Source organism: Streptomyces sp. NPDC052701, assembly GCF_040678355.1.
Classification (GTDB): domain Bacteria; phylum Actinomycetota; class Actinomycetes; order Streptomycetales; family Streptomycetaceae; genus Streptomyces.
The window spans coordinates 118,487-142,992 of the sequence record NZ_JBFATO010000007.1 but is presented as its reverse complement, the minus strand read 5'-3'; the positions used below and the strand labels follow the sequence as shown (position 1 = coordinate 142,992).

Annotated in this window: 23 protein-coding genes and 1 pseudogene; 14 read left to right on the top strand and 10 right to left on the bottom strand. The window is 72.1% G+C overall.

Going from position 1 to position 24,506, the window contains the following annotated elements; all coding sequences use genetic code 11:
- Positions 1–143 precede the first annotated feature (143 nt).
- The 3 genes from AB0L29_RS11625 to AB0L29_RS11615 all read left to right on the top strand — a co-directional run bounded on the left by AB0L29_RS11625 (position 144) and on the right by AB0L29_RS11615 (position 3,665).
- Complete coding sequence (locus AB0L29_RS11625) at positions 144–1,550, top strand: family 2B encapsulin nanocompartment shell protein (RefSeq protein ID WP_365825856.1); 1,407 nt, start codon at positions 144–146, stop codon at positions 1,548–1,550.
- A 147-nt stretch (positions 1,551–1,697) separates the two neighbouring features.
- Positions 1,698–2,825 carry a family 2 encapsulin nanocompartment cargo protein polyprenyl transferase gene (locus tag AB0L29_RS11620; protein ID WP_365825989.1) on the top strand — a complete coding sequence of 376 codons (1,128 nt, stop codon included), beginning with the start codon at positions 1,698–1,700 and terminating at the stop codon, positions 2,823–2,825.
- A 207-nt stretch (positions 2,826–3,032) separates the two neighbouring features.
- The gene (locus AB0L29_RS11615; RefSeq protein ID WP_365825854.1) at positions 3,033–3,665 is read left to right on the top strand and encodes a GNAT family N-acetyltransferase; all 633 of its coding nucleotides are present in this window, start codon (positions 3,033–3,035) and stop codon (positions 3,663–3,665) included.
- Between the two features lie 168 nt (positions 3,666–3,833).
- Here the strand turns inward: AB0L29_RS11615 and AB0L29_RS11610 are convergent, their stop codons facing one another.
- Positions 3,834–4,424, bottom strand: coding sequence for a TetR family transcriptional regulator (locus tag AB0L29_RS11610; RefSeq protein WP_365825852.1), 591 nt, complete (start codon positions 4,422–4,424; stop codon positions 3,834–3,836).
- A gap of 111 nt (positions 4,425–4,535) precedes the next feature.
- Between AB0L29_RS11610 and AB0L29_RS11605 the strand changes: the two genes are divergently transcribed.
- From AB0L29_RS11605 to AB0L29_RS11590, 4 genes are all read left to right on the top strand, one after another.
- Positions 4,536–5,120 (top strand): dihydrofolate reductase family protein, encoded by a 585-nt coding sequence (locus AB0L29_RS11605; RefSeq protein WP_365825850.1) that lies wholly within the window; start codon positions 4,536–4,538, stop codon positions 5,118–5,120.
- A gap of 26 nt (positions 5,121–5,146) precedes the next feature.
- Positions 5,147–5,386: a hypothetical protein gene (locus tag AB0L29_RS11600; protein WP_365825848.1), complete on the top strand. Its 240-nt coding sequence runs from the start codon at positions 5,147–5,149 to the stop codon at positions 5,384–5,386.
- Positions 5,387–5,526: 140 nt separating this feature from the next.
- Positions 5,527–5,793, top strand: coding sequence for a hypothetical protein (locus tag AB0L29_RS11595; protein ID WP_365825846.1), 267 nt, complete (start codon positions 5,527–5,529; stop codon positions 5,791–5,793).
- A 278-nt stretch (positions 5,794–6,071) separates the two neighbouring features.
- Positions 6,072–7,226 carry an inorganic phosphate transporter gene (locus AB0L29_RS11590; RefSeq protein ID WP_365825844.1) on the top strand — a complete coding sequence of 385 codons (1,155 nt, stop codon included), beginning with the start codon at positions 6,072–6,074 and terminating at the stop codon, positions 7,224–7,226.
- Between the two features lie 445 nt (positions 7,227–7,671).
- Here AB0L29_RS11590 and sodN read toward each other — a convergent pair whose 3' ends face one another.
- Positions 7,672–8,067: a superoxide dismutase, Ni gene (gene sodN / locus AB0L29_RS11585; protein WP_365825842.1), complete on the bottom strand. Its 396-nt coding sequence runs from the start codon at positions 8,065–8,067 to the stop codon at positions 7,672–7,674.
- A 224-nt stretch (positions 8,068–8,291) separates the two neighbouring features.
- Between sodN and AB0L29_RS11580 the strand changes: the two are divergent.
- Positions 8,292–8,465 (top strand): annotated as a pseudogene (locus tag AB0L29_RS11580) (S24 family peptidase); the annotation flags it as partial.
- Positions 8,466–8,530: 65 nt separating this feature from the next.
- Here the strand turns inward: AB0L29_RS11580 and AB0L29_RS11575 are convergent.
- Positions 8,531–9,190 carry a CGNR zinc finger domain-containing protein gene (locus tag AB0L29_RS11575; RefSeq protein WP_365825840.1) on the bottom strand — a complete coding sequence of 220 codons (660 nt, stop codon included), beginning with the start codon at positions 9,188–9,190 and terminating at the stop codon, positions 8,531–8,533.
- 100 nt (positions 9,191–9,290) lie between these two features.
- Here AB0L29_RS11575 and AB0L29_RS11570 point away from each other — a divergent pair, with 100 nt between their 5' ends.
- Positions 9,291–10,061 (top strand): class I SAM-dependent methyltransferase, encoded by a 771-nt coding sequence (locus AB0L29_RS11570; protein ID WP_365825838.1) that lies wholly within the window; start codon positions 9,291–9,293, stop codon positions 10,059–10,061.
- Positions 10,062–10,149: 88 nt separating this feature from the next.
- Here the strand turns inward: AB0L29_RS11570 and AB0L29_RS11565 are convergent, their stop codons facing one another.
- The 3 genes from AB0L29_RS11565 to AB0L29_RS11555 are packed head-to-tail and all read right to left on the bottom strand — an operon-like array spanning position 10,150 to position 12,883.
- The gene (locus AB0L29_RS11565; RefSeq protein WP_365825836.1) at positions 10,150–10,956 is read right to left on the bottom strand and encodes an amino acid ABC transporter ATP-binding protein; all 807 of its coding nucleotides are present in this window, start codon (positions 10,954–10,956) and stop codon (positions 10,150–10,152) included.
- A complete protein-coding gene (locus AB0L29_RS11560) occupies positions 10,953–11,891 on the bottom strand; it encodes an amino acid ABC transporter permease (RefSeq protein WP_365825834.1) in 939 nt (312 codons plus the stop codon). The genes AB0L29_RS11565 and AB0L29_RS11560 overlap by 4 nt, the downstream gene beginning before the upstream one ends.
- 32 nt (positions 11,892–11,923) lie before the next feature.
- Complete coding sequence (locus AB0L29_RS11555; RefSeq protein ID WP_365825832.1) at positions 11,924–12,883, bottom strand: ABC transporter substrate-binding protein; 960 nt, start codon at positions 12,881–12,883, stop codon at positions 11,924–11,926.
- 635 nt (positions 12,884–13,518) lie between these two features.
- Here AB0L29_RS11555 and AB0L29_RS11550 point away from each other — a divergent pair.
- From AB0L29_RS11550 to AB0L29_RS11535, 4 genes are all read left to right on the top strand, one after another.
- Positions 13,519–14,748 (top strand): NADP-dependent malic enzyme, encoded by a 1,230-nt coding sequence (locus AB0L29_RS11550; RefSeq protein ID WP_365825831.1) that lies wholly within the window; start codon positions 13,519–13,521, stop codon positions 14,746–14,748.
- 244 nt (positions 14,749–14,992) lie between these two features.
- Positions 14,993–15,958 carry a zinc-binding dehydrogenase gene (locus AB0L29_RS11545; RefSeq protein WP_365825829.1) on the top strand — a complete coding sequence of 322 codons (966 nt, stop codon included), beginning with the start codon at positions 14,993–14,995 and terminating at the stop codon, positions 15,956–15,958.
- Between the two features lie 99 nt (positions 15,959–16,057).
- The gene (locus AB0L29_RS11540) at positions 16,058–16,267 is read left to right on the top strand and encodes an HTH domain-containing protein (protein WP_365825827.1); all 210 of its coding nucleotides are present in this window, start codon (positions 16,058–16,060) and stop codon (positions 16,265–16,267) included.
- A complete protein-coding gene (locus AB0L29_RS11535; RefSeq protein WP_365825825.1) occupies positions 16,267–16,833 on the top strand; it encodes a Clp protease N-terminal domain-containing protein in 567 nt (188 codons plus the stop codon). The genes AB0L29_RS11540 and AB0L29_RS11535 overlap by 1 nt, the downstream gene beginning before the upstream one ends.
- 439 nt (positions 16,834–17,272) lie before the next feature.
- Here AB0L29_RS11535 and AB0L29_RS11530 read toward each other — a convergent pair whose 3' ends face one another.
- Both AB0L29_RS11530 and AB0L29_RS11525 read right to left on the bottom strand, forming a co-directional pair.
- Entirely contained in the window at positions 17,273–18,340 is a 1,068-nt protein-coding gene (locus tag AB0L29_RS11530; RefSeq protein WP_365825823.1) for a helix-turn-helix transcriptional regulator, read from the bottom strand.
- A 1-nt stretch (position 18,341) separates the two neighbouring features.
- Entirely contained in the window at positions 18,342–19,322 is a 981-nt protein-coding gene (locus AB0L29_RS11525) for a DUF4097 family beta strand repeat-containing protein (protein WP_365825821.1), read from the bottom strand.
- A 132-nt stretch (positions 19,323–19,454) separates the two neighbouring features.
- On the opposite strand from AB0L29_RS11525, the gene AB0L29_RS11520 reads away from it, so the two are divergent.
- Positions 19,455–20,300, top strand: coding sequence for a hypothetical protein (locus tag AB0L29_RS11520; RefSeq protein WP_365825819.1), 846 nt, complete (start codon positions 19,455–19,457; stop codon positions 20,298–20,300).
- Between the two features lie 104 nt (positions 20,301–20,404).
- Here the strand turns inward: AB0L29_RS11520 and AB0L29_RS11515 are convergent, their stop codons facing one another.
- On the bottom strand, positions 20,405–20,584 hold the full coding sequence (locus AB0L29_RS11515) for a DUF6104 family protein (RefSeq protein ID WP_365825817.1): 180 nt from the start codon (positions 20,582–20,584) through the stop codon (positions 20,405–20,407).
- Positions 20,585–20,672: 88 nt separating this feature from the next.
- On the bottom strand, positions 20,673–24,467 hold the full coding sequence (locus AB0L29_RS11510) for a multifunctional oxoglutarate decarboxylase/oxoglutarate dehydrogenase thiamine pyrophosphate-binding subunit/dihydrolipoyllysine-residue succinyltransferase subunit (protein ID WP_365825816.1): 3,795 nt from the start codon (positions 24,465–24,467) through the stop codon (positions 20,673–20,675).
- Positions 24,468–24,506 lie beyond the last annotated feature (39 nt).

The following is a 24,506-nucleotide window of genomic DNA, read 5'->3' as shown; positions in this document are numbered from 1 at the left end:
GGACCCCTGTGTGCCCAGCCCTGCGAAGATCCATTCCCGCTCTTTCGGGTAATAGCACGAGCACGCTGTGTGAGGAAGGGTGGTGCGTGCACATCGATGCCCGACGCGGATGGCGTGGGGCATGACCGGGAGGGCAATTCTTTATGTCGGTAGGCGAAGAGGTCCGCACCGAGGAGACCAGGCCGCAGCAGAGTCTCGACACGGCGGCGGCGCGGAACCTGGCCACCACGACCAAGTCCGTGCCGCAGATGCAGGAGATCAGCTCGCGCTGGCTGCTGCGCATGCTGCCCTGGGTGGACATCCAGGGCGGCGCGTACCGGGTGAACCGGCGGCTGACGTACGCCGTCGGCGACGGCCGGCTGACGTTCGTCAAGACCGGCGACCGTGTCGAGGTCATCCCCGCCGAACTGGGCGAACTGCCGGCGCTGCGGTCCTACGAGGACGAAGAGACGCTCTCGGAACTCGCCCGGCGCTGCGAGCAGCGCTGGTTCGCCCCGGGAGAGCTGATCGCCTCCTTCGGCAGCCAGAACGACGAGGTGTACCTGCTCGCGCACGGCAGGGTGGAGAAGCTCGGCACGGGCCCCTACGGGGACGACGAGTCCCTCGGGATCCTCGCCGACGGCGCCTACTTCGGCGACCGGGCGCTGCTGGACGAGGACGCCATCTGGGAGTACACGGCCCGCGCGCTCACCGCCTGCACGGTGCTCGTGCTGTCCCGCGAGCACGTCGAGCAGGTCGCGGAGCGCTCCGACTCCCTGCGCGAACAGCTCGAGCAGCGCCGCCGGCTCCCCGAGCAGCCCACCAACAAGTACGGCGAGAAGGAGATCGACCTCGCCTCCGGCCACTCCGGTGAGCCCGACATCCCGCACACCTTCGTCGACTACGAGGCCAGGCCCCGCGAGTACGAACTGAGCGTCGCCCAGACCGTGCTGCGCATCCACACGCGCGTGGCCGACCTCTACAACCAGCCCATGAACCAGACCGAGCAGCAGATCCGGCTGACGGTCGAGGCGCTCAAGGAGCGCCAGGAGCACGAGCTCGTCAACAACCGGGACTTCGGTCTGCTCCACAACTGCGAGTACGACCAGCGGATCCAGCCGCACGACGGCGTGCCGAGCCCCGACGACATGGACGAGCTGCTCAGCAGGCGGCGCGGCACCAAGCTGTTCCTCGCCCACCCCCGCGCGATCGCCGCGTTCGGCCGCGAGCTCAACAGGCGCGGGCTCGTCCCCGAGACCATCGACCTCGGCGGCAACCGCATCCCCACCTGGCGCGGCGTGCCGATCTTCCCCTGCAACAAGATCCCGGTGACCGCCGCCCGCACCTCCTCGATCATCGCCATGCGTACCGGCGAGGAGGACCAGGGCGTCATCGGCCTGCGGGCCTCGGGCATCCCCGACGAGATCGAGCCGAGCTTGTCGGTGCGCTTCATGGGCATCAACGAACAGGCCATCATCAAGTACCTGGTCACGACGTACTACTCGGCAGCGGTCCTGGTGCCGGACGCGCTCGGTGTCCTGGAGAACGTCGAGATCGGCCGCTGGCGGTGACGCTCCCCACCGGTACGCCGCATCCCCGCGCGTCGGCGCGGGTAGATCCCGGGAGTACGCGCCCGGCGGCAGGGCAAGCGCCACCGTCCGCTCCTTGTGCGAGGTGGTCCCATGGGTGAGTCCCTGACGGAGGTCACGACGGAATTCATGACGGAGACCGGGCAGCACGGCGCCGGGACCCTCGGGCCGGCCGGGGCGTCAAAGGGGCGGGGGGCCATCGGCAGGCAGCGGGACGAGCGGCCGGAGGCGGCCGACGGGCACGAGGCGGAGGCGCTCCTGGCGCGGGCCCGGACGGCGGTGGACCCGGTGCTGCGGTCCGCGCTCGGGACGCTGCCCGGCCCCATGCGCCGGGTGGCGCTCCACCACTTCGGCTGGGCCCACGCGGACGGCACACCGGCGACGGGGGGCTCGGGCAAGGCGATCCGCCCCGCGCTCGTCCTCGCCTCGGCCGCCGCCCTCGGTGGCCCGAAGGCCCGGGAGGAAGCCGTACGGGCGGCCGCGGCGGTGGAGCTGATCCACAACTTCACGCTGCTGCACGACGACGTGATGGACCGGGACACCACCCGGCGGCACCGGCCCACCGCGTGGACCGTGTTCGGCGACGCCGACGCGATCCTCGCCGGAGACGCCCTGCAGGCGCTGGCCCTGCGGCTGCTCGCCGAGGACGCCCACCCGGCCGCCCCGGCCGCCGCCGCCCGGCTCGCGGACTGCGTCGTCGAGCTGTGCGCCGGACAGCACGCGGACACGGCCATGGAACGGTGCCGCCCCGGCGAGGTCGGCCTCGACGAGACGCTCGCCATGGCCGAGGCCAAGACGGGCGCGTTGCTGGGCTGCGCCTGCGCGATCGGCGCGCTGTACGCGGGTGCCGGGCGGACGGACGTGACGGCGCTGGACGCGTTCGGCCGGGAGGCCGGGCTCGCCTTCCAGCTCATCGACGACGTCATCGGCATATGGGGGGACCCGCACCGCACCGGCAAACCGGCCCGCGCGGACCTGGCCGCCCGCAAGAAGTCCCTGCCGGTGGTCGCCGCCCTCACCTCCGGCACCCCGGCCGCCGCCGAACTCGCCGCCCTGTACGAAGCGCCCGGCGGGCAGGGGGACCTGGAGCACATCGCCCGGACCGTGGAACGGGCGGGCGGCCGCGACTGGGCGCAGGACCAGGCGGCCGACCGGATGGCCCGGGCGATGCAGGAACTGGCCCGCGCGGTGCCCGACCCGGAGGCGGCGGGCGGCCTGCTGGCCCTGGCCGAGTTCGTGACGCGGCGCAGCACCTGAGCGCCGTCCGGCCCCCGGGGTCACCGGAACCGTGCGGTTCTGACCCCGCGCGGCCGCCGGCCCGGCGGGTCCCGCACTGCCCCACGGTGTGCGGGACCCGCCCTCCCGTCGTTCCGGCGAGGTCCCGCCGGGCTTCGGCGACGGCCACCGGATAGGCTTCAACGGCCATGGCGGCAGGGCCGGTTGAGGCGGACGAAGGGCGGGGACATGGGCGTGGCGATCCGGACGGCGGGGGAGGGCGACCGGGAGCTGGTCGTCGGGCTCCTGGACGAGGCCTTCCGCGACGACCCGGTGAGCCGCTGGGTCTTCCCCGGTGAGGAACACCGCCGTGCGGCACATCCGAAGCTCATGGCCGCCTTCACCGACATCGTGCTCGCCGACGGGCGCATCGACGTGACCGAGGACGGCGCGGCCTGCGCGCTGTGGCTGCCGGTGCCGGCGGACGAGCACGGCGGGGACGCCGGTGACGGCGCCGACGACGGCCCCGCCCGGATGCGCGAGGCCGTCGACCCGGACAACGAGCGCGTGGAGCTGATCAGCAGCCTGACGGCCGGGATCCACCCCTCGGGACGCGCCCACGAGTACCTGTGGATGATCGGCGTGACCCCCGGCCGCCAGGGCGAGGGCCTGGGCACCGCCCTGATCGAGCCGGTCCTCGACCGCTGCGACCGCGAGGGGCTCCCCGCCTATCTGGAGGCGAGCAGCGCCCGCAGCCGGCGGTTGTACGAGAGGCTCGGCTTCGAGCCCGCCGGCCGACCCCTCGACCTCCCGGACGGCCCGCGGATGTGGCCGATGTGGCGCGAGCCCCGGCGGCACGAGGTCTGCGGACAGCACGGCTAGGGCCTGTCGTCGAACTCCCGTCGTCCGCCCGGAGGGCGGGCCCCGCGGCGTCGGGTGCGTGCTCCCGGCGTGCCGGCGCGGGCCCGCATACGGGATTCGGGTCTGCGCCCGGTGCGGCGAGAGGGCGTGCAGGGCGTCGCGGGGCAGGCGGGAGTTCGACGACCGGCCCTAACCCTCCGGCACGATCGTCTCCGCGATCCGTTCGACCAGCCCGCCCGGCACGTCCACGCCGGGCAGGACACCCTCCAGGACGCCCGGCAGCGTCAGGTGCTCCAGGAGCAGCCCGAGCATCGCGAGGTGGAGCACGGCGACGGTCTCGTCGCCACCGGGCAGCCCGGCCGCCCGGTGGAACTCCATGCCCTCCTGCAGGCCGGCACGGACCGAATCGGCGCAGGAGGCGCGCAGTCCGGGGCGCCGGGTGGCCTCCAGGCGCAGTTCCAGCAGGGCCAGGCAGCCCGCGCGGTCGCGGGTCGCGCGGGCCGTCAGGTCGTGCATGAAGGCGGTGACCAGGGAGCGGTCCTTCGGGCGCGCCATCAGTCCGGCGATCACTTGGGGGTCGGGCGCGAGCCGCGCGTGCACCCGTGCGTCGATCTGGCGCAGCAGGTCGTCGCGCCCGGTGAAGTAGTTGGAGGCGGTGCCCACGGGCACCCCGGCTGCGGCGTCCACCGCGCGGAACGTCAGCCCGCGCGCCCCCTCGCGGGCGAGCACCTCGACGCCGGCGTCGACGAGCGCGGCCCGGCGCTCGGGGTTGCCGGCCATGTGGAATCCCTTCTCCCACTTTCCGCGATCACGGGAAATCCCTTGCAGCCACTACATGTGAAGTACTACAAGTGGAGTTGTTGCGTCGACAGCCTACGAAAAGAGACCGCCTTGCGAAAGCTCACGTACTTCATCGCCTGCTCCATCGACGGCTTCATCGGGGACCCGGACGGCGACGCGTCGTCCATGATTTCCTTGCTCGACGAGGAGTTCCTCGGGTTCCTCAAGGAGGAGCACCCGGAGACCATCGCGACCCCGGGCCGCCGGGCTCTGGGCATCGACGACGTGCCGAACAAGCGGTTCGACACGATCATCCAGGGCCGCGGCAGCTACGAGCTCGCGCTGAAGGAAGGCATCACCAGCCCCTACGCCCACCTGCGCGAGTACGTCGCCTCGCGCAGCCTGAAGGAGTCGCCCGACCCGAACGTCGAGATCATCGCCGACGACCTGCTCGGCAAGGTCCGCGAACTGAAGGCGGAGGACAGCGGGCTCGACATCTACCTGTGCGGCGGCTCGCAGCTCGCGGGCGAGCTGATCGACGAGATCGACGAGCTCGTCATCAAGAGCTACCCCCTCGTGTACGGCTCGGGCATGCCGATGTTCGGCTCCGGCTTCGCGATCACCCCGTTCGCGCTGGAGTCGGTGCGGGCCTTCGGCAACGGCGCGGTGGTGCGCACGTACGCCAGGAAGCGCTGAGCCCGCGCCGGGCCTACGCTGGGGACATGGGCAGCGAACAACACGTCTGTCCCGACTGCGGACAGCCAGTGGAGACGGTCGTCCGGCGCCACAAGACGCTGGGCGCGTGGGTTCCGGTGTGGGTGCCCGGCCCGTGCCGCAACCCCGAGTGCGCGACGCACGCCGACGCGGTCGCCAGGAGCGCCGAAGGCGCCGGGGCCGCCGGTGCCGGCCGGGCCGCCGAGGCGGAGAAGGAGCCCGGACGGACCGCGGCGCGGAATCCCTGAACCTCCCGTGCCGGGAAACCCGGGCCGGCTCCCACCGCCCCCGTGAGAGCCGCCCGCCCCGGGTGGCCGGGAACCGACGGACGCGGCCGGCCGGGCCGTAGCGTGATCCCCGGGTCACTTCCGGACGGGGAGGCGTCGACGTGGGCGAGGCGGGGCGCGGGCACCGCGCGGTGTGGCGGTGGGCCGCGGGCGTGTGGGCGGCCGCGGTGGTCGTCGGGGGCGGGCTCACGGTATGGCTGCAGGACTCCGCCGAGCCCGGGGGACCGTACACCTGGCAGCCGGCCGAGTCCGGGGACCCGGCGCCCGACCCTCCGGACCGCGGCGACCGCAGTGACCAGGGCGACCGCGCCACGCGATGCCCGGCGGACGGGACCGCCGTCCTGTGCGCGTACGCGACGATCCCGTGACCACCCCCGCTCGTCGGGGCGACGGCGGCCCGTCCGACTCCGGGCAGCGGCTCCCGACCGGCCGCCAGGGCATTTTGGGGGGCGCTTCGGCATCGCACGACGCGGCCCGGCGTCGGGGCACACCCGGTCGTCCCACGCGGGCTCCAGCCGCCGGAGCCGCGGCGCCCGGGTTGCATGACGTCAGCATCGCGCCGTTCCCGCCAGCCTCCTGTGTGAACCTGGGACGGCCCGTGCCCCGGGTTCGCCCCGCGTCGGCCGCCAGTTGCTTGCATGCGTCAATGGACCACATCACGTTCCTCGTGGCGGTCGTCATCGTCACAGCGCTCGCCTTCGACTTCACCAACGGCTTCCACGACACGGCGAACGCCATGGCGACCTCCATCGCCACCGGCGCCCTCGCCCCCCGCACAGCGGTCCTGGTGAGTGCCGTCCTGAACGTCGCCGGCGCCTTCCTGTCCACCGAGGTCGCCAGGACGATCTCCGGCGGCATCGTCGACGACTCCCTCGTCACCCCGGGGATGATCTTCGCGGGGCTGGTCGGGGCGATCCTGTGGAACCTGCTGACCTGGCTGCTCGGCCTGCCGTCGAGCTCCTCGCACGCCCTGTTCGGCGGGCTGATCGGGGCCGTGTGGGCCGGGGCGGGCGGCCACGCCGTGCACGGCGGCGAGGTGGTCGCGAAGGTGCTGGTCCCGGCGGTGGCCTCGCCGGTCGTGGCGGGGATCGCCGCGCTGGCCGCGACCCACCTGGCGTACCGGCTCACCGAGCGGGCCCGCGAGAAGTCCGTGGCGGACGGCTTCCGGGTGGGCCAGATCGCCTCGGCCTCCCTGGTCTCCCTCGCGCACGGCACCAACGACGCGCAGAAGACCATGGGCGTCATCACCCTGACCCTGGTCTCCGCGGGCGCGCTGGGCGCGGACGCCGAGCCGCCGGTGTGGGTCATCGCCTCCGCGGGGCTCGTCATCGGCCTCGGCACCTACCTCGGCGGCTGGCGGATCATCCGCACCCTGGGCAAGGGCCTCACCGAGATCCGCTCCCCCCAGGGCTTCGCCGCCGAGACGGCCACCACGACCGTCATCCTCGTCTCCGCCCACCTCGGCTTCGCCCTGTCCACCACGCAGGTCGCCTCGGGCAGCATCCTCGGCGCGGGACTGGGGCGGCGTCTGGCGGAGGTCCGCTGGAACGTGGCGGGCCGCATGGTGATCGCCTGGCTGGTCACGCTGCCCGCCGCCGCACTCGTCGGCGGCCTGGCCGCGAGCGCGGTCCGGCACGGCGGTGACCTCGGTACGGCGGCCGTCGCGCTGGTCGGCGCGGCCCTCGCCGCGGGCATCGTGGCCCTGGCCCGCCGCAGCCCGGTGGACGCCCGCAACGTCAACGACGCCCCCGAGGTCACCTTCCGCTCCGCGCCGCCGGCCGAGGTCGGCACGGCCGTCTGAACAGGGGGTCCGTTTCCGGTGCGGCTGGACCGGACCGCACCCGGCCGGGCCGCCGCGGTGAGCCTCGGCGGCACCGTCGTCGTGGTCCTCGTCCTCGCCCTCGTCGGCCTCGCCCCGGCGCCCTCGGCCTCGCCCGCGGCGGGAAGGCCCGGGAGGAGGACGGTGGCACGTCCGCCGCCGGCATCGCCCAGGCGGGGCCGTGCCCCCTGGTGTGCGCGGCCGCGGTGGCGCACGGGGTGCACGTGATCGTGCGCAGTTCCACCGACCACGGCATGACGGAACGACGGAACGACGGAACGGTGGAGCGGCGGAAGCGGGGCCGACGGGTCCCGCCGGGCGCCGCAGGACGCCGAAGGGGCCCGGCCGGTAAGGGCCGGGCCCCCTCGGGAAGCCCGTTGACCTGCGATGGTGCACCGATCGCCGGTCGCTTCGAACAGGCCGGTGATCAGGCCTTCTTGGTCTCCCAGAAGATCTTGTCGATCTGGGCGATGTAGTCCAGCGCCTTCTGGCCGGTGGCCGGGTCGGTCGAGGCCTTGGCGGCGGACAGGGCCTTCAGGGTGTCGTTGACCAGCTGGTGCAGCTCCGGGTACTTCTCGAAGTGCGGCGGCTTGAAGTAGTCGCTCCACAGCACGGAGACGTGGTGCTTCGCGAGCTCCGCGCGCTGCTCCTTGATGACCGCGGCACGCGTCTGGAAGTGCGGGTCGTCGTTGCCGGCCATCTTCTCCTGGATGGCCTTCACCGACTCCGCCTCGATGCGGGCCTGGGCCGGGTCGTACACGCCGCAGGGCAGGTCGCAGTGCGCGCTGACCTTCACCTTGGGGGCAAACAGGCGGGAAAGCATGAAGCAATCCTTCCTCGTGATCGTCTTCTCAGGGGGGACATTACTCCCTGGGAGGCCGGTTTTCGCGAGTGCCCCCTTGGGCTTAGGACGAAAGTCCGGGGTGAGACTGGGACCGGTGGAGGAAACAAGCGGGGAGGTGCCGGGTGAGGCCGGAGCCGTCGCAGGAGTCCGAGCGGGGGAGGGCGGTCCTGCCCTTCGGGGTGGCCGAGGTGACCGGGCCGTCCATGGTGCCCACGCTTCACCACGGGGACCGGCTCCTGGTGCACTACGGGGCCCGCGTCAGACCCGGTGACGTCGTCGTCCTGCGCCATCCCTTCCAGCAGGACCTGCTCGTCGTCAAGCGGGCCGTCGAGCGGCGCGCGGGCGGCTGGTGGGTGCTCGGCGACAACGCGTACGCCGGCGGCGACAGCACCGACTACGGGGTCGTGCCCGACGACCTGGTCCTCGCCCGGGTCCGTTTCCGCTACCGGCCGCGCAGGCCCGGCCGGCGTTCGCCGCTGGCGCTGCTGGGCTGGGCGCTGTCGGCGGCCAGGCCCGTCTTCTCCGGCAGGCCGGGCCGGGCCGCCTCCAGGCGCTTGCGGGCCCGGTAGGCCGCCACGTTGGCGCGGGTCGCGCAGCGGTCCGAGCAGTAGCGCCGGGAGCGGTTGGTGGAGGTGTCCAGGTAGGCGTTGCGGCAGGGGGCCGCCTCGCACAGGCCGAGGCGGTCCACGCCGTACTCGGTGAGGTGGAAGGCGAGGCCCATCGCGGCGATCGCCGCGTAGCCGGCGGTCGCGTTGGACGGGTGGTCCGCCAGGTGCATGTGCCACAGCGGACGGCCGTCGTCGTCGCGGAAGTCGTGGCCGGAGATCTGCGGGCTCACCGGGAACTCCAGCAGCAGCGAGTTCAGCAGGTCCACCGCGAGCGTCTCGTCGCCCGAGTCGGCCGCCTCGAAGACCGCGCGCAGCCGGGCCCGGACCGAACGGAACCGGGTCACGTCCGCCTCGGTGGCGCGCCGGGCCGCCGACTGGTTGCCCCCGAAGAGGTCGCGGACGGCCTCGATCGAGGTCAGGACGTCCTTGCCCCGGACCGGTTCCTCGGTGTTGACGAGGCGTACGGCATAATCCGAGTAATAGGCCAGTTCCACTTGTAGTCCTTACGGAGGGGCTCTATGGTCGTGGTGCGGTCGGGTAATAGCCGGTCGTACTTCCAGGGTATTACGTAGGTGTGGGTGACGGAGGGACTCGATGACGGACGCGGACACCACCACGACCGCCGCCGACTGGCACGCCTGGCAGGACAGCTGGGACCGCCAGCAGGAGTGGTACATGCCCGACCGCGAGGAGCGGTTCCGGATCATGCTCGACATGGTGGAGGCCCTCGTCGGCCCCGCCCCGCGCGTGCTCGACCTCGCGTGCGGCACGGGCAGCATCACCGCCCGGCTGCTGAAGCGGTTCCCCGAGGCCACCAGCACCGGTGTGGACCTGGACCCCGCCCTCCTCGCCATCGCCGAGGGCACCTTCGCGGGCGACGAACGGGTCCGTCTGGTGACCGCCGACCTCAAGGACCCGCACTGGACGGCGAAGCTGCCGCACGACTCCTACGACGCCGTCCTGACCGCCACCGCCCTGCACTGGCTGCACCGTGAACCCCTCGCGGTCCTCTACGGCCGGATCGCGGAGCTCCTCCGCGACGGCGGTGTCTTCATGAACGCGGACCACATGATCGACGAGACGACGCCCCGGATCAACGCGGCCGAGCGGGCCCAGCGGCACGCCCGCATGGAACAGGCCAAGCGGGAGGGCGCCCTGGACTGGACCGAGTGGTGGCGGCTCGCCGCCGAGGACCCCGTCCTCGCCGGGCCGACCGCCCGCCGCTTCGAGATCTACGGCGAGCACGCGGAGGGCGACACCCCGTCGGTGGCCTGGCACACGCGCGTGCTGCGGGAGCGGGGCTTCGGCGAGGTGCGGCCCGTGTGGTGCTCGCCGTCCGACACGCTGCTGCTGGCGCTGAAGTAGCCCGGGCGGCCCCGGGAGCCACCCAAGAGGCGAGGGGCGGTACGGGAGATCCCGTACCGCCCCTCGCCGGGCGTGCGCCCGCGGACCGTCAGAGCACCTTGGACAGGAACGACTTCGTCCGCTCGTGCTGCGGGTTCGTCAGGACCTCGCGCGGATGGCCGGACTCCACCACCACACCGCCGTCCATGAAGACCAGGCTGTCGCCCACCTCGCGGGCGAAGCCCATCTCATGGGTGACGACGATCATCGTCATGCCGGACTCGGCCAGGTCGCGCATGACGTCGAGGACGTCGCCGACCAGCTCCGGGTCGAGCGCCGAGGTCGGCTCGTCGAAGAGCATCAGCTTGGGCTCCATCGCCAGCGCCCGGGCGATGGCCACGCGCTGCTGCTGGCCGCCGGAGAGCTGCGAGGGGTAGTTGCCGGCCTTGTCGCCGAGGCCCACGCGCTCCAGCAGCTGCATCGCGCGCTCCCTGGCCTGGGCCCTGCTGACGCCCTTGACCTGCACCGGCGCCTCGATGATGTTCTCCACGGCCGTCATGTGCGGGAACAGGTTGAAGCGCTGGAAGACCATGCCGATGTCCCGGCGCTTGAGGGCGACCTCGCTGTCCTTGAGCTCGTACAGCTTGTCGCCCTTCTGCCGGTAGCCGACGAGCTCGCCGTCGACGTACAGGCGGCCGGCGTTGATCTTCTCCAGGTGGTTGATGCACCGCAGGAAGGTCGACTTGCCGGAGCCGGAGGGGCCGATGAGGCAGAAGACCTCACCCTGCTTGACCTCCAGGTCGATGCCCTTGAGGACCTCGACCGCACCGAACGACTTGTGGACGCCCTCGGCCTTGACCATGGGGACGGCCGTGTCCCGGACGGGGGTGTCCGTCCTGGCGATCTTCTCGGTCATGCCATGCCCCCCTTCGGGCGGCCCAGCGACAGCATGTTGGCCTTCACCTTCTGCCACGGCGTCGGCGGCAGCTGGCGCGAGGAGCCACGCGCGTAGTACCGCTCCAGGTAGAACTGGCCCACGCTGAAGACCGAGGTCAGCAGCAGGTACCAGGCGGCCGCCAGGAACAGCATCTCGGCGGGGGCGCCGGAGGTCTGGCCGATGTCCTGGGCGACGCGGAACAGCTCGGAGTACTGGACGACCGACACCAGCGAGGTCGTCTTCAGCATGTTGATGACCTCGTTGCCCGTCGGCGGCACGATCACGCGCATCGCCTGCGGGATGACGATCCGGCGCAGCGTCCTGGAGTGGCTCATGCCCAGCGCGTGCGCCGCCTCCGTCTGGCCCTCGTCGACCGAGAGCAGACCGGCACGGCAGATCTCCGCCATGTACGCGGCCTCGTTGAGGCCGAGGCCCAGCAGTGCCGTCAGGAACGGGGTCATGAAGTCCGACCACTCGTCCTTGTAGAACGGCCCGAGGTTGATGTACTCGAAGACCAGGCCCAGGTTGAACCAGACCACCAGCTGCACCAGGACCGGCGTGCCGCGGAAGAACCAGATGTAGAACCAGGCGATCCAGGAGGTCACCGGGTTCTTCGACAGGCGCATCACGGCGAGGACGATGCCGCCGACGATGCCGATCGCCATCGACAGGATGGTGATCAGCAGCGTCCGGCCCACGCCCTGCAGGACCCGGTCGTCGAAGAAGTAGTCGGGGATCGCGTCCCAGTTGATCCTGCCCTGGGCGAACGCGTAGATGATCCCGCCCAGCAGGGCGAGGGCGACGACGGCGGAGACGTACCGCCCGTAGTGCCGGACCGGGATGGCCTTGATGGCCTCCGGTCCGGCCGGGGGCGTGTCGGCCGGGCCCGTCGTCTTGTCGATGTCAACAGTCACGGGTGTTGCCTTTCAGTGCCGCTGGGCCGCGGTCACTTGCCGCCGTTGATGGTGGCTTCCTTCACGGCGCCGTCCGTGACGCCCCACTTCTGAAGGATCTTCTCGTACTCGCCGTTGGCGATGATGGCGTCCAGCGCGGCCTTGAGGGCGTCCCGCAGCTGCGTCTGGTCCTTGGCGACCGCGATGCCGTACGGCGCGGCCTCGACCTGCTCGCCGACCAGCTGGAAGTCCTTGCCGCCGCCGGAGGTCTTCACCGCGTACGCGGCCACCGGGAAGTCCGAGGAGCCGGCGTCCGCGCCGCCCCCGCGCAGGCGGGTCTGGGCCTGCTGGTCGTTGTCGAAGGCCTCGATGGAGATCTTCTTGCCGGCCGGACACTTCTTCGACTCGGCCTTGGCGAGGTCCTCGGAGACCGTGCCGCGCTGCAGCACGATCTTCTTGCCGCACAGGTCGGACCAGGTCTTGATGCCCTGGTCGTCGCCCTTCTTGGTGTAGATCGAGACACCGGCGGTGAAGTAGTCGACGAAGTCGACGCCCTCGCCGACCTTCTTGCCGGTGTCGGGGTCGATGCCCTGCTGACGCTCCGGGTTGTCGGTCATGGCGGACATGGCGATGTCGTACCGCTTGGACCGCAGACCCGTGAGCAGGGCGTCGAAGGTGCCGTTCTCGAACTGGAACTCGACGCCGAGCTGCTTGCCCATGGCGGCCGCGAGGTCCGGGTCGATGCCGACCGTCTTGCCGGATTCGTCCTTGAACTCGACCGGGGCGTACGCGATGTCGGAACCGACCTTGACGACGCCCTTGTCGCGGATCGACTGCGGCAGCTTGTCGGCGAGCGGGGCCGCCGTGGTCTTCGCGGTCTCGCTGCCCGAGCCGTTGTCCTTGGTCTGGTCACCGCATCCGGTGAGCATCAGCGCGCCTGCGACCGCGATCGCACCGACCGCTGCTAGCCGGGAGTGCGCGGCGGTCGTACGACGGGTGGAGCTTGCGGTCATGGTGGGTTCCTCCGGCGGATGGGTGGAGTTGCCGATGGGGCGGGCGGTCGCCGATGGATTCGACAGCCGCCGGTATGCCGGCACGGGCCGATGGGACCGGCACATGCCGTGGGTCGACGAGAACACACGTCTTCGAGTGTCGCGACCTCGTGTGATTACGGCATCTTGCCATTCGGACTGCGCCATTCAGGGGGCCAGCCATGTCAAAATCGGATAACGGGCGGTCCCCGAACCCCACCACTCCGGTACATCACGGCCGGACCTTCTGCGGGAATCCTCTCTTCCGGCCGGAGAATCTTCGGCGCATCTCGGGATGTGGATGCCTGGGGCGTGGTGTTTGCGGATTCCTGGGTGGTTGTCGCGGTGTCGGACGGCGATTGTCCTCGTATGGCGTCTTTGCCGGAGCGCCGTCATGTGACCTTCGCGTTATGGACTCGTCGTCGGTGCCGTCCGTCCGGTAAGAAGGTGCTTTACACCCCTCATCCGGGGCTCAGGGCGCGTGTGCGGCGCGCCCGTCGCGTATGTGCCCGTACGTATCCCGTACGCAGCACCACCAGGGCCGTGCGCGGTGCCCGCCCACTTCTCAACCAGGAGTGGCCACCCTCAACCATTGAAGACTTAAGGGGTAAAGACAAGTGGCAGCGGAGATCGTCAATCCTCGCAGCGAAAGCGCGGACCACGGGAATCAGGAGAGCGGTGCGGAGCCCCTCGATTCCTTCGATCCGGCGTTCGCCCTGCATCGCGGGGGCAAGATGGCCGTGCAGGCCACCGTGCCCGTCCGCGACAAGGACGACCTGTCCCTGGCGTACACACCCGGCGTCGCGAAAGTGTGCAGCGCGATCGCCGAGAAGCCGGAGCTCGTCCACGACTACACCTGGAAGTCGTCCGTCGTGGCCGTGGTCACCGACGGTACGGCGGTGCTGGGGCTCGGGGACATCGGGCCCGAGGCCTCCCTTCCGGTGATGGAGGGCAAGGCCATCCTGTTCAAGCAGTTCGGCGGTGTCGACGCGGTCCCGATCGCGCTGGACTGCACGGACGTCGACGACATCGTGGAGACGGTCGTCCGGCTCGCGCCGTCCTTCGGCGGCGTGAACCTGGAGGACATCTCCGCGCCCCGGTGCTTCGAGATCGAGCGCCGGCTGCAGGAACGGCTGGACATCCCGGTCTTCCACGACGACCAGCACGGCACGGCGGTCGTGACGCTGGCAGCGCTGCGCAACGCCGCGCGGCTGAGCGGGCGCGCGCTGGGCGATCTGCGGGCGGTGATCTCCGGGGCCGGCGCCGCGGGTGTCGCCATCGCGAGGATGCTGGTGGAAGCCGGGGTCGGGGATGTCGCGGTGGCCGACCGCAAGGGTGTCGTGTCGGCGGACCGGGAGGACCTGACGTCGGTCAAGCGGGAGCTGGCCGGGTTCACGAACAAGACCGGGCTCTCCGGGTCGCTGGAGGCGGCTCTGGCGGGAGCCGACGTGTTCATCGGGGTCTCCGGCGGTACGGTGCCGGAGGCCGCGGTCGCCTCCATGGCCGAGGGTGCCTTCGTCTTCGCGATGGCCAACCCGAACCCCGAGGTGCACCCCGACGTGGCGCACAAGTACGCGGCGGTCGTGGCGACCGGACGGTCGGACTTCCCGAACCAGATCAACAACGTGCTGGCGTTCCCGGGGATCTTCGCCGGGGCGCTGCAGGTGCGGGCGTCCCGGATCACCGAGGGCATGAAGCTGGCGGCGGCGGAGGCGCTGGCGGCCGTGGTCGGGGACGACCTCGCGGCCGACTACGTCATCCCCTCGCCGTTCGACGAGCGGGTCGCGCCGGCGGTGACCGCGGCGGTGGCCGCCGCCGCCCGGGCCGAGGGCGTGGCCCGTCGCTGAGGTGACATGACCCCAATGGCCCCGCCCGAACGGGTGGGGCCTTTTCCGCCTGTGGCCGGGGTGCCGCGGTCGGGGTGTCGCGTGGCCCGGCACCCCGGGGTGCCGGGCCACGCGACACCCCGACCGCGGGCGCCGGTACCGCGCCCGCTCGGTGCGGCGGTGCTCACCCCGCTGTTGGCAAGAGGGCGTGTCTCACAGGGGCCCGTGGTTCCGTCGGCCGGGCCGGGACCCTATCGTCAAGGTCATGTTCGCTGTCTACGCCGCCCGGATCGACCGCGACCAGCCGCTGAACGGCCTGGAGTCGGGCGAGCGCCCGGCTCCCGGGGCCCGCCCCGGCTGGAGCGCCGTCAAGGTCAAAGCCGCCTCCCTCAACCACCACGACCTGTGGTCCCTGCGCGGCGTCGGCCTCGCAGAGGACAAGCTGCCGATGATCCTCGGCTGTGACGCCGCCGGTGTCGACGAGGACGGCAACGAGGTCGTCCTGCACTCCGTCATCGGGCAGAGCGGGCACGGGGTCGGGCCGAACGAGCCCCGTTCCATCCTCACCGAGCGCTACCAGGGCACTTTCGCCGAGCAGGTCGCCGTACCCACGTGGAACATCCTCCCCAAGCCCAGGGAGCTCTCCTTCGAGGAGGCCGCCTGCCTGCCGACCGCCTGGCTGACGGCGTACCGGATGCTGTTCACCAACGCGGGCGTCCGGCCCGGCGACTCCGTACTGGTGCAGGGCGCCGGCGGTGGTGTCGCCACGGCCGCCATCGTGCTGGGGAGGGCGGCGGGACTGCGGGTCTTCGCCACCAGCCGGGACGAGGCCAAGCGGAAGCGGGCCGTGGAGCTGGGCGCCGTGGAGGCGCTGGAGCCCGGGGTCCGGCTGCCGCAGCGGGTCGACGCCGTGATCGAGACCGTCGGGGCGGCCACCTGGTCCCACTCGGTGAAGTCGCTCAGGCCCGGCGGCACCCTGGTCATCTCGGGCGCCACGAGCGGCGACCGGCCCTCCCACGCCGAACTGACCCGGATCTTCTTCCTGGAGCTCAAGGTCGTGGGATCGACGATGGGCACCAAGGACGAGCTGGAGGACCTGCTGGCGTTCTGCGCCGCCACCGGTGTGCGGCCCGTCATCGACGAGGTGCTGCCGATGGACCGCGCCCGTAAGGGCTTCGAGCGGCTCCAGTCGGGTGATCAATTCGGGAAGATCGTGCTCACCAATCCCTGAGGGGTGCGCGTCGTGCGACGGCCGGTCCGGGTCTCCGGGCCGGCCGTCGGTGTGTCAACGGGGGTTGACGTGGGAGGGGTGTCAACGTAGGTTGACGTCATGACCGAAGCAACGGATCTCGCCGAGCGTGCGGGCGACCGCGATCCCCGGGTTGGGCTGCGGGCCGTCGCCGCACTGCGCAGGCTGCTGGAGCAGCTGGAGGCCGTGCAGGTGCGCAGCGCACGCCGGCAGGGCTGGTCGTGGCAGGAGATCGCCACCGAACTCGGTGTGAGCAGGCAGGCCGTGCACAAGAAGTACGGGAGGCGTTGATGTTCGAGAGGTTCACGAGGGATGCCCGTGCGGTCGTGAAGGGCGCGATCGAGCATGCCGAGGAGGGCGGTGCGCGCAGCGTCGACCCCGAGCACCTGGTGCTCGCCCTGCTCGACCGCCAGGGCAGTCGCGGCGCGTCCGCGCTGGCGGCCCTCGGACTCGGCGAGAGGGCGGAGTCGGTGCGGCGGGCGCTGCGGGAGGCGCGGCGGCGGGCGGGACTGTCCCAGGCCGAGGCCGATGCGCTGGCCGGGCTGGGCATCGACGTGTCGGAGATCGTCGCCCGGGTGGAGGAGGTGCACGGGATCGGGGCCATGTCCGGCGACCGGAAGGGCAAGGGCTGGTGGCCGGGGCGCCGGGTGACCTTCAGCCGCGCGGCCAAGGAGATCCTGGAGAGGTCCCTGCGCGTGGCCCTCGCCCGGCGGGACCGGCACATCGGCGACGAGCACCTCCTGATGGCCCTGACCGCCCGGCCCGGCGTGGCCGCGGAGGTCCTCGCCGACCACGGGGTGACGTACGAGTCCCTGACCCGCGTGCTGTACGGGGACGGCCGGGCCAGGGCGAGCTGAGCGGGACGCGGTTCGGTGACGGGTTCCGGGACGGCCCCTTTGCTGCGGCGGGCTGTCCTCGAAGGAGGTCCCGTGACCGTACCGGCGTCCGTGTCCGAGGCTGTGCCCGTGGTGGTCGTCGCGGTGGACGGGGCGGGCGCGGGGCGGTGACCGAAGGGGGCGGGCGGCCGGCGGCGAGGACGGGATGCAGGGCCGGCGGTTCCTCGGCGTGGGCGGTGTCGTGCCCCGCCGGCTCCAGGAGGAGGAGACACCGGGTGAGGGACGGCGGCTGGTTCCACTCGGCTCCTGCGGCCTGCCGTCCGTCCTCGGCTCCTGCGACCTGCTATCCGCCGCCGGCGACGTGGGCATCGGAGGCGCCTTCCTCTCGCCGGACGGCGCGGAGGGCCGCTTCCTCCGGCGGCGCGGCCGCAGCGGCGCCCGGCGGAGGAAGCGGGTCGCCTCAGCCCTTCGGCGCGCGCAGCAGGGCCCCGATGTGCGCCGCCGCCGTCGACAGATGGCGGCGGGCTTCGCGGAGCTGGTCGGCGGTGACGCCGTGGTCGCGGGCCGCGTCACGGATGTCGTCCCGGAAGCGGTCGAGCAGGCGGTCGAGGTCGCGGGCCGGGTCGCCGGTGGAGTCCGCGGCGGATTCGTGGGCCCAGGCGGGCTCGTAACCGGCGGGGAAGTCCTGCGGGGTGTCCGTGTACTCCGGGTGCGCTGCCGCCCTGTCGCCGCCCGTGCGACCGAAGCCGAAGTCCTTGCCGAAGTCCTTGCCGAAGTCCTTGCCGAACCCGCCGACTTCCTTCAGGAACTCGCCCAGGCCCTCGCGCAGCCCCGTCGGCCAGTCGCCCCGAGCGAAGTGGTCCTGCATCTGCTCCTGCACCTGCCGGGCGATGCGCTGCACCTCCTCCTGCGCCTGGGCGCGGGCCCGCTCCTGCGCCTCCTTCGCCTGGCGCCGGGCCCGCTGGGCCTCCTCGCGGGCGCGGCGGCTCTCGTCCTTGGCGCGCCGGGCCTGCTCCTTCCACTCCTGTTTCACGCGCCGCATCTCCTCCTTGGCGGCACGCCAGGCCTCCTTGTCGCCGAGGTCGGCGACATCCCCGAAGGGGTCCGTCTCCTCGCCGCGCACCCTGGTCCCCGCGCTCCGGCGGGCCTCGCCGGCCGCCGCCCGCATCTCCCGGCGCAGGTCGCCCGCCGCGCCGCGCACGTCGGCCCGGATCTCGGCCGCGAGCTCGGCGACCGACTCCCGGATCTCCAGCTCCAGGTCGGCCAGCTCACCGCTGCGGTCGGCCAGTTCGGCGCGGCCCGCGTCCGTGATCGAGTACACCTTGCGGCCGCCCTCGGTGGTGTGGGTGACCAGGCCCTCGGCCTCCAGCTTGGCCAGCCGCGGGTAGACGGTGCCCGCCGACGGGGCGTACAGCCCCTGGAAGCGCTCCTCGAGGAGGCGGATCACCTCGTAGCCGTGGCGCGGGGCCTCGTCCAGCAGCTTCAGCAGGTACAGGCGCAGGCGGCCGTGGGCGAAGACGGGAGGCATGTCAGAGCACCTTCTTGTCGGTCGTGCCGTCGGCCGGGGCGCTGGTGGCGGGACCCTCGCCCGGGCCGGAAACGGAATTGTCCCCCGAGTGGCCCTCCGGTCCGCCGGCCGGGTCGCCGCCCGGCGAGGCCGCGCTGCCGGGCCCCGTCTCCCACGGCTCGTCCTCCCGGGGCGGGCGGCGCAGCAGGGCGATCGAGCCGGAGACGGTGGTGGCCCGCAGTCTGCCGTTGCCCGCGCCGAGCCGGCCGGTGATCCGTTTGGCGCCCCACTGGCCGGTGACCCGCAGGTCCTCGAAGGCGTTGGAGACCGAGCCGCTGGCGGTGTTCGCCTCCACCTGCGCGTCCGCCGGATGGGGCAGCCGGACGGCGATCTCCCCCGAGACACTGGTCAGGCTCACATCGGTCGGACCGCCCGCCGGGTCGAGATCCACGATCATCGAGCCGCTCACGGAGTCCGCCTTCACCGAGGAGCCGGCGCCGTCCACCACGGTCAGGTCCCCGGAGACGGAGTGGAACCGCAGATCGCCGCCGAGCGCCTGTGCCTCCACGTCGCCCGACACGGTGTCCGCGCGCACCGGCCCGCCGAGGCCCACCAGGGTGGTGTCCCCGGAAACGCCCTTGACCTCGGCGCGTCCGTCGATCCCGGAGACGACGGCCGCGGCGCTGACCACTCCCACCTCCACCCGCGTGCGCACCGGGACGGCCAGGGAGACGACGGCACTGCGCCGCCAGCCCTTGCGGTCGAGCCAGTTCAGGAAGCCCTTCCAGGGCAGGTCCTCGTAGGCCACCGTCAGCGTGCCGCCCCGCAGGGTGACCACCAGGGGAGGGCCCTCGATCTCGGTGACCTCCAGGCGGGCGGAACCCTCCTCCGTCCCCACGACGTTCACCGTTCCGTTGACGATGCGCACGTGGAGCTCGCCGACCGGCTCGTCGAAGGCGAGCTTCGCCGGCTCGGCGACGGACCACTCTGCACGGGGGGACATGGACAGACCTCCTCGACACGCCATATCGCGTCTTACGTTATTCACGATATATCGCGCCCATCGAAAGTCAAGACACTCGTTCCAGTGACCGCCTGTCGGGAAAAAAGCGGCAAAGCGCCCTAGCCTGTGACCATGCCGACGGATGAGCCCACGTCCGGCCGCCGGGCCGGTTCCGCCCCCGGTGCCCTCCTGCTGTGCCGGACGGGACCCGGGTCCGTCGCCCCCGTCGCCCCCCTGCTGCGCGAGCGCATGCTGCTCGCCCGGGCCGGTGAGGAGTGGAGCGTCCTCGTCCCCGAGGGCGGGCCCTGGCTGCGCGGCGGCGAGCCGGTCGACCGCGTGGTCACCGGCTGGGCCACGGCCCTGGCCGTCGCCGGCCCCTGGCCCGTGCTCGCCCTGTGGTGGGACGCCGACCGCGCCGGCTACGTCCTCGCGTCCGGCTTCCGCCGCCCGGTCGGCTACGACTGGCTCGCGGGAGGCACCCCGGCCGGCGAGGACGAGGCGATGCGCACCTTCGCCGCCCGCCTCGGCCTCGACCCCGTACTGGACCTGCGGGCCCTCGGCCCCCTGACGCGGCCGGACCCCGCCTCCGACGCCCGCGCCCGCATGCGCGCCCTGCTGGCGGTCCTCACCCGCGTGGGCGTCCGCCTGCCCGGCGGACTCGCGCCCGGGGAACCCGCGGACCGGCTCGGCGAGGCGGCACGGCGCCACCCCGGCACCGTCCCGGTCGGCCCGCCCGGAGGGCGGGAGGCGACCCGCCCGCGCCATCACGCGACCGGCGGCAGCCGGTTCGGCCCCTGGCTGCCCTGGGCCGGCGGCCCCGCGGTCCGTGTCCTCGCCCTCGCCCAGGTGGCGGCCGGCGTTCCCCTCCTGGTCCGGGGCGTACGGCGGCGCAGCGGCGGCTGGTTCGCCGCGGGGGCGCTGCTGCTGGCGCAGGGCGTGCTGGGGCTGGTGTACGACCTGGCGCACCCCCGCGACTGAGGCGACCCCCGTGCGGGCGACACGCCGAAGGGGCGCCCGCGGGCGCCCCTTCGGCACGACCCTCCGCCCCCGGCCCCCCCGCCCCCGGGCCCGCCCTCGGATCCCTACGCGTCGTCCTCGTCGTCCAGGCGCGCCAGCCAGGTCGCCAGCCGCTCCACCGGCACCTCGAAGTCCGGGTTCAGATCCACGAACGTCCGCAGCTGTTCGGCGAGCCACTCGAAGGTGATCTCCTCCTCGCCGCGCCGCTTCTCCAGTTCCTCGATGCCACGGTCCGTGAAGTACATGCGGTCAAGGATAAGTGCGCGAACGCGGCCGGGCCGCACCCCGAACGGGGGTGCGGCCCGGCCGCGTACGACCCGCGAGGGCAGGCGGCTACGCCTCGAACACCTCGCGCACCAGCTGCTCCTGCTCCGCCTGGTGCCGCTTGGCGGAACCGACGGCCGGGGACGAGCTGTGCGGGCGCGAGATGCGGCGCAGGCGCTCGCCGGGCGGGATGTCCGCGCCGACCGCCAGGTCCAGGTGGTCGATCAGGTTCAGGGCGATGAACGGCCAGGCGCCCTGGTTGGCCGGCTCTTCCTGGGCCCACAGGTACTTCTCGGCGTTCGGGTACTTCTTGATCTCCGCCTGGAGCTCGGTGCCCGGCAGCGGGTACAGGCGCTCGATGCGGATGATCGCCGTGTCCGTCACGCCGCGCTTCTGGCGCTCGGCCTCCAGGTCGTAGTAGACCTTGCCGGCGCAGAAGACGACCTTGCGCACCGCGGCCGGGTCGGCCGACGTGTCGCCGATGACCGGGCGGAACTGGCCCGTGGTGAACTCCTCCGCCTTCGAGGCCGCGGCCTTCAGGCGCAGCATCGACTTCGGGGTGAAGACGACCAGCGGCTTGTGGTGCGGGTTGTGCACCTGCCACCGCAGGAGGTGGAAGTAGTTCGACGGCAGCGTCGGCATGGCGACCGTCATGTTGTTCTGGGCGCACAGCTGCAGGAAGCGCTCGGGGCGGGCCGAGGAGTGGTCCGGGCCCTGGCCCTCGTAGCCGTGCGGGAGGAGCAGCGTGACGCCGGAGGTCTGGCCCCACTTCTGCTCCGCCGAGGAGATGAACTCGTCCACGACCGTCTGCGCGCCGTTGACGAAGTCGCCGAACTGGGCCTCCCACAGCACGAGCGCGTCGGGGCGGGCCAGCGAGTAGCCGTACTCGAAGCCCATCGCCGCGTACTCGGACAGCAGGGAGTTGTAGACGTTCAGGCGCGCCTGGTCCTCGGAGAGGTACTGCAGCGGCGTGTACTCCTCGCCCGTGTTGCGGTCGATGATGACCGCGTGGCGCTGGCCGAAGGTGCCGCGCTGGGAGTCCTGGCCCGCCAGGCGGACCGGGACGCCCTCCAGCAGCAGCGAGCCGAAGGCGAGGGTCTCGCCCATGCCCCAGTCGATGGTGCCGTCCTCGACCATCGCCGCCCGGCGCTGCAGCTGCGGCAGCAGACGCGGGTGGACGGTGATGTGGTCGGGGATGTTGACCTGGGACTCGGCGATCCGCTTGACGACCTCCGTGGTCACCGCGGTGTTCACGGCGACCGGGAACTCGGCCTGCGGGTCGGAGGTCTCCACGACCGTCGGCTGCGAGGTGGCCTCGCGGACCTCGGTGAAGACCTTCTCCAGCTGGCCCTGGTAGTCCTGCAGCGCCTGCTCGGCCTCTTCCAGGGTGATGTCGCCGCGACCGATCAGGGACTCGGTGTAGAGCTTGCGCACCGAGCGCTTCTTGTCGATCAGGTCGTACATCAGCGGCTGGGTGAAGGCCGGGTTGTCCGACTCGTTGTGACCGCGGCGGCGGTAGCAGATGAGGTCGATCACCACGTCCTTGTTGAAGGCCTGGCGGAACTCGAAGGCCAGGCGCGCCACGCGGACGCAAGCCTCCGGGTCGTCGCCGTTGACGTGGAAGATCGGGGCCTCGATCATGCGGGCCACGTCCGTCGCGTACATGGAGGAACGCGAGGACTCGGGGGCCGCGGTGAAACCGACCTGGTTGTTGATGACGACGTGGACCGTGCCGCCGGTGCGGTAGCCGCGCAGCTGCGACATGTTCAGGGTCTCGGCCACCACGCCCTGGCCCGCGAAGGCCGCGTCGCCGTGGATCGCGATCGGCAGGACGGTGAAGTCCGTGCCGCCCTTGTTGATGATGTCCTGCTTGGCGCGGGCGATGCCCTCCAGGACCGGGTCCACCGCCTCCAGGTGCGAGGGGTTCGCGGCGAGCGAAACCTTGATCTGCTCGCCGTCCAGGCCGGTGAAGGTGCCCTCGGCGCCCAGGTGGTACTTCACGTCGCCGGAGCCGTGCATCGACTTCGGGTCGAGGTTGCCCTCGAACTCGCGGAAGATCTGCGCGTACGACTTGCCGACGATGTTGGCCAGCACGTTCAGGCGGCCGCGGTGGGCCATGCCGATGACGACCTCGTCCAGGCGCGACTCGGCCGCCGAGTCCAGCACCGCGTCGAGCAGCGGGATGACGGACTCGCCGCCCTCCAGGGAGAAGCGCTTCTGGCCGACGTACTTCGTCTGCAGGAAGGTTTCGAAGGCCTCCGCCGCGTTCAGGCGGCGCAGGATGCGCAGCTGCTCCTCGCGCTCCGGCTTGGAGTGCGGGCGCTCCACGCGGTCCTGGATCCACTTGCGCTGCTTGGGGTCCTGGATGTGCATGAACTCGATGCCGGTGGTGCGGCAGTACGAGTCGCGCAGCACGCCGAGGATGTCGCGCAGCTTCATCATCGACTTGCCGGCGAAGCCGCCGACGGCGAACTCCCGCTCCAGGTCCCACAGGGTGAGGCCGTGCTCGGTGATGTCCAGGTCGGGGTGCTTGCGCTGGCGGTACTCCAGCGGGTCGGTGTCGGCCATGACGTGGCCGCGGACCCGGTAGGAGTGGATCAGCTCGAAGACGCGGGCGGCCTTGGTGACGTCGTCGTCGTGGCTGGTGTCGATGTCCTTGAGCCAGCGGACCGGCTCGTAGGGGATGCGCAGCGCCTCGAAGATGTCGTCGTAGAAGCCGTTCTCGCCCAGGAGCAGGTTGGCGACCTGGCGGAGGAACTCGCCGGAGGCGGCGCCCTGGATCACCCGGTGGTCGTAGGTCGACGTGAGCGTCATGACCTTGGAGATGCCGAGCTTGTTCAGGGTGTCCTGGCTGGTGCCCTGGAACTCCGCCGGGTAGTCCATGGAGCCGACGCCCATGATCACCGACTGGCCGGGCATCAGGCGCGGCACCGAGTGGACCGTGCCGAGGCCGCCGGGGTTGGTCAGGGAGACCGTGACGCCGGTGAAGTCGTCCATCGTCAGCTTGCCGTCGCGGGCGCGGCGGACGATGTCCTCGTAGGCCTGCCAGAACTCGAAGAAGTTCAGCGTCTCGGCCTTCTTGATCGCCGCGACGACGAGCTGGCGGTCACCGTTCGGCTTGACCAGGTCGATGGCCAGGCCCAGGTTGACGTGGTCCGGCTTGACCAGGGTGGGCTTGCCGTCCACCTTCGCGTAGTGCCAGTTCATCGACGGCATCGCCTTGATGGCCTGGACCATCGCGTAGCCGATGATGTGCGTGAAGGAGATCTTCCCGCCGCGGGCCCGCTTGAGGTGGTTGTTGATGACGATGCGGTTGTCGAACAGCAGCTTCACCGGGACCGCGCGCACGGACGTGGCCGTGGGCAGTTCCAGGGAGGCGTCCATGTTCTTCGCGACGGCGGCGGCGGGGCCGCGCAGCGTCACGTTCTCCGGGCCGGCGGGGGCCTCGGCGGCGGGCTCGGCCTTCGGCTTCGCGGCCGGAGCGGGCGCGGCGGCCTTCGCGGGCGCCGGGGCCTCGGCGGCGGGCTTGGCCGGGGCGGCGGCCGCGGGCTTCGGAGCCGCCGGGGCGGGAGCCGCGGGCGCGGGCTGCGCCGGGGCGGCCGGAGCGGCCTGCCGAGCCGTGCTGGTGGTCCCCGCGGCCCCCGCGGCCGCGGTACCCGCCGGAGCCGGGGCGGCGGCCGCCCCCGGCTTGTAGTCGGCGAAGAAGTCCCACCAGGCGCGGTCTACCGAATTGGGGTCCTGGAGGTACTGCTGATAGATCTCGTCGACGAGCCACTCGTTGGGACCGAACGCGGCCGCGGGGTTCTTCCCGGCTTGGTCGGTGTCGGTCGAGATGCTCGAGTTACTGGGGGACTGTGGCGACACGGCGGCAACCGCCCTCTTCCGCTTCACAAGGTGATGGAC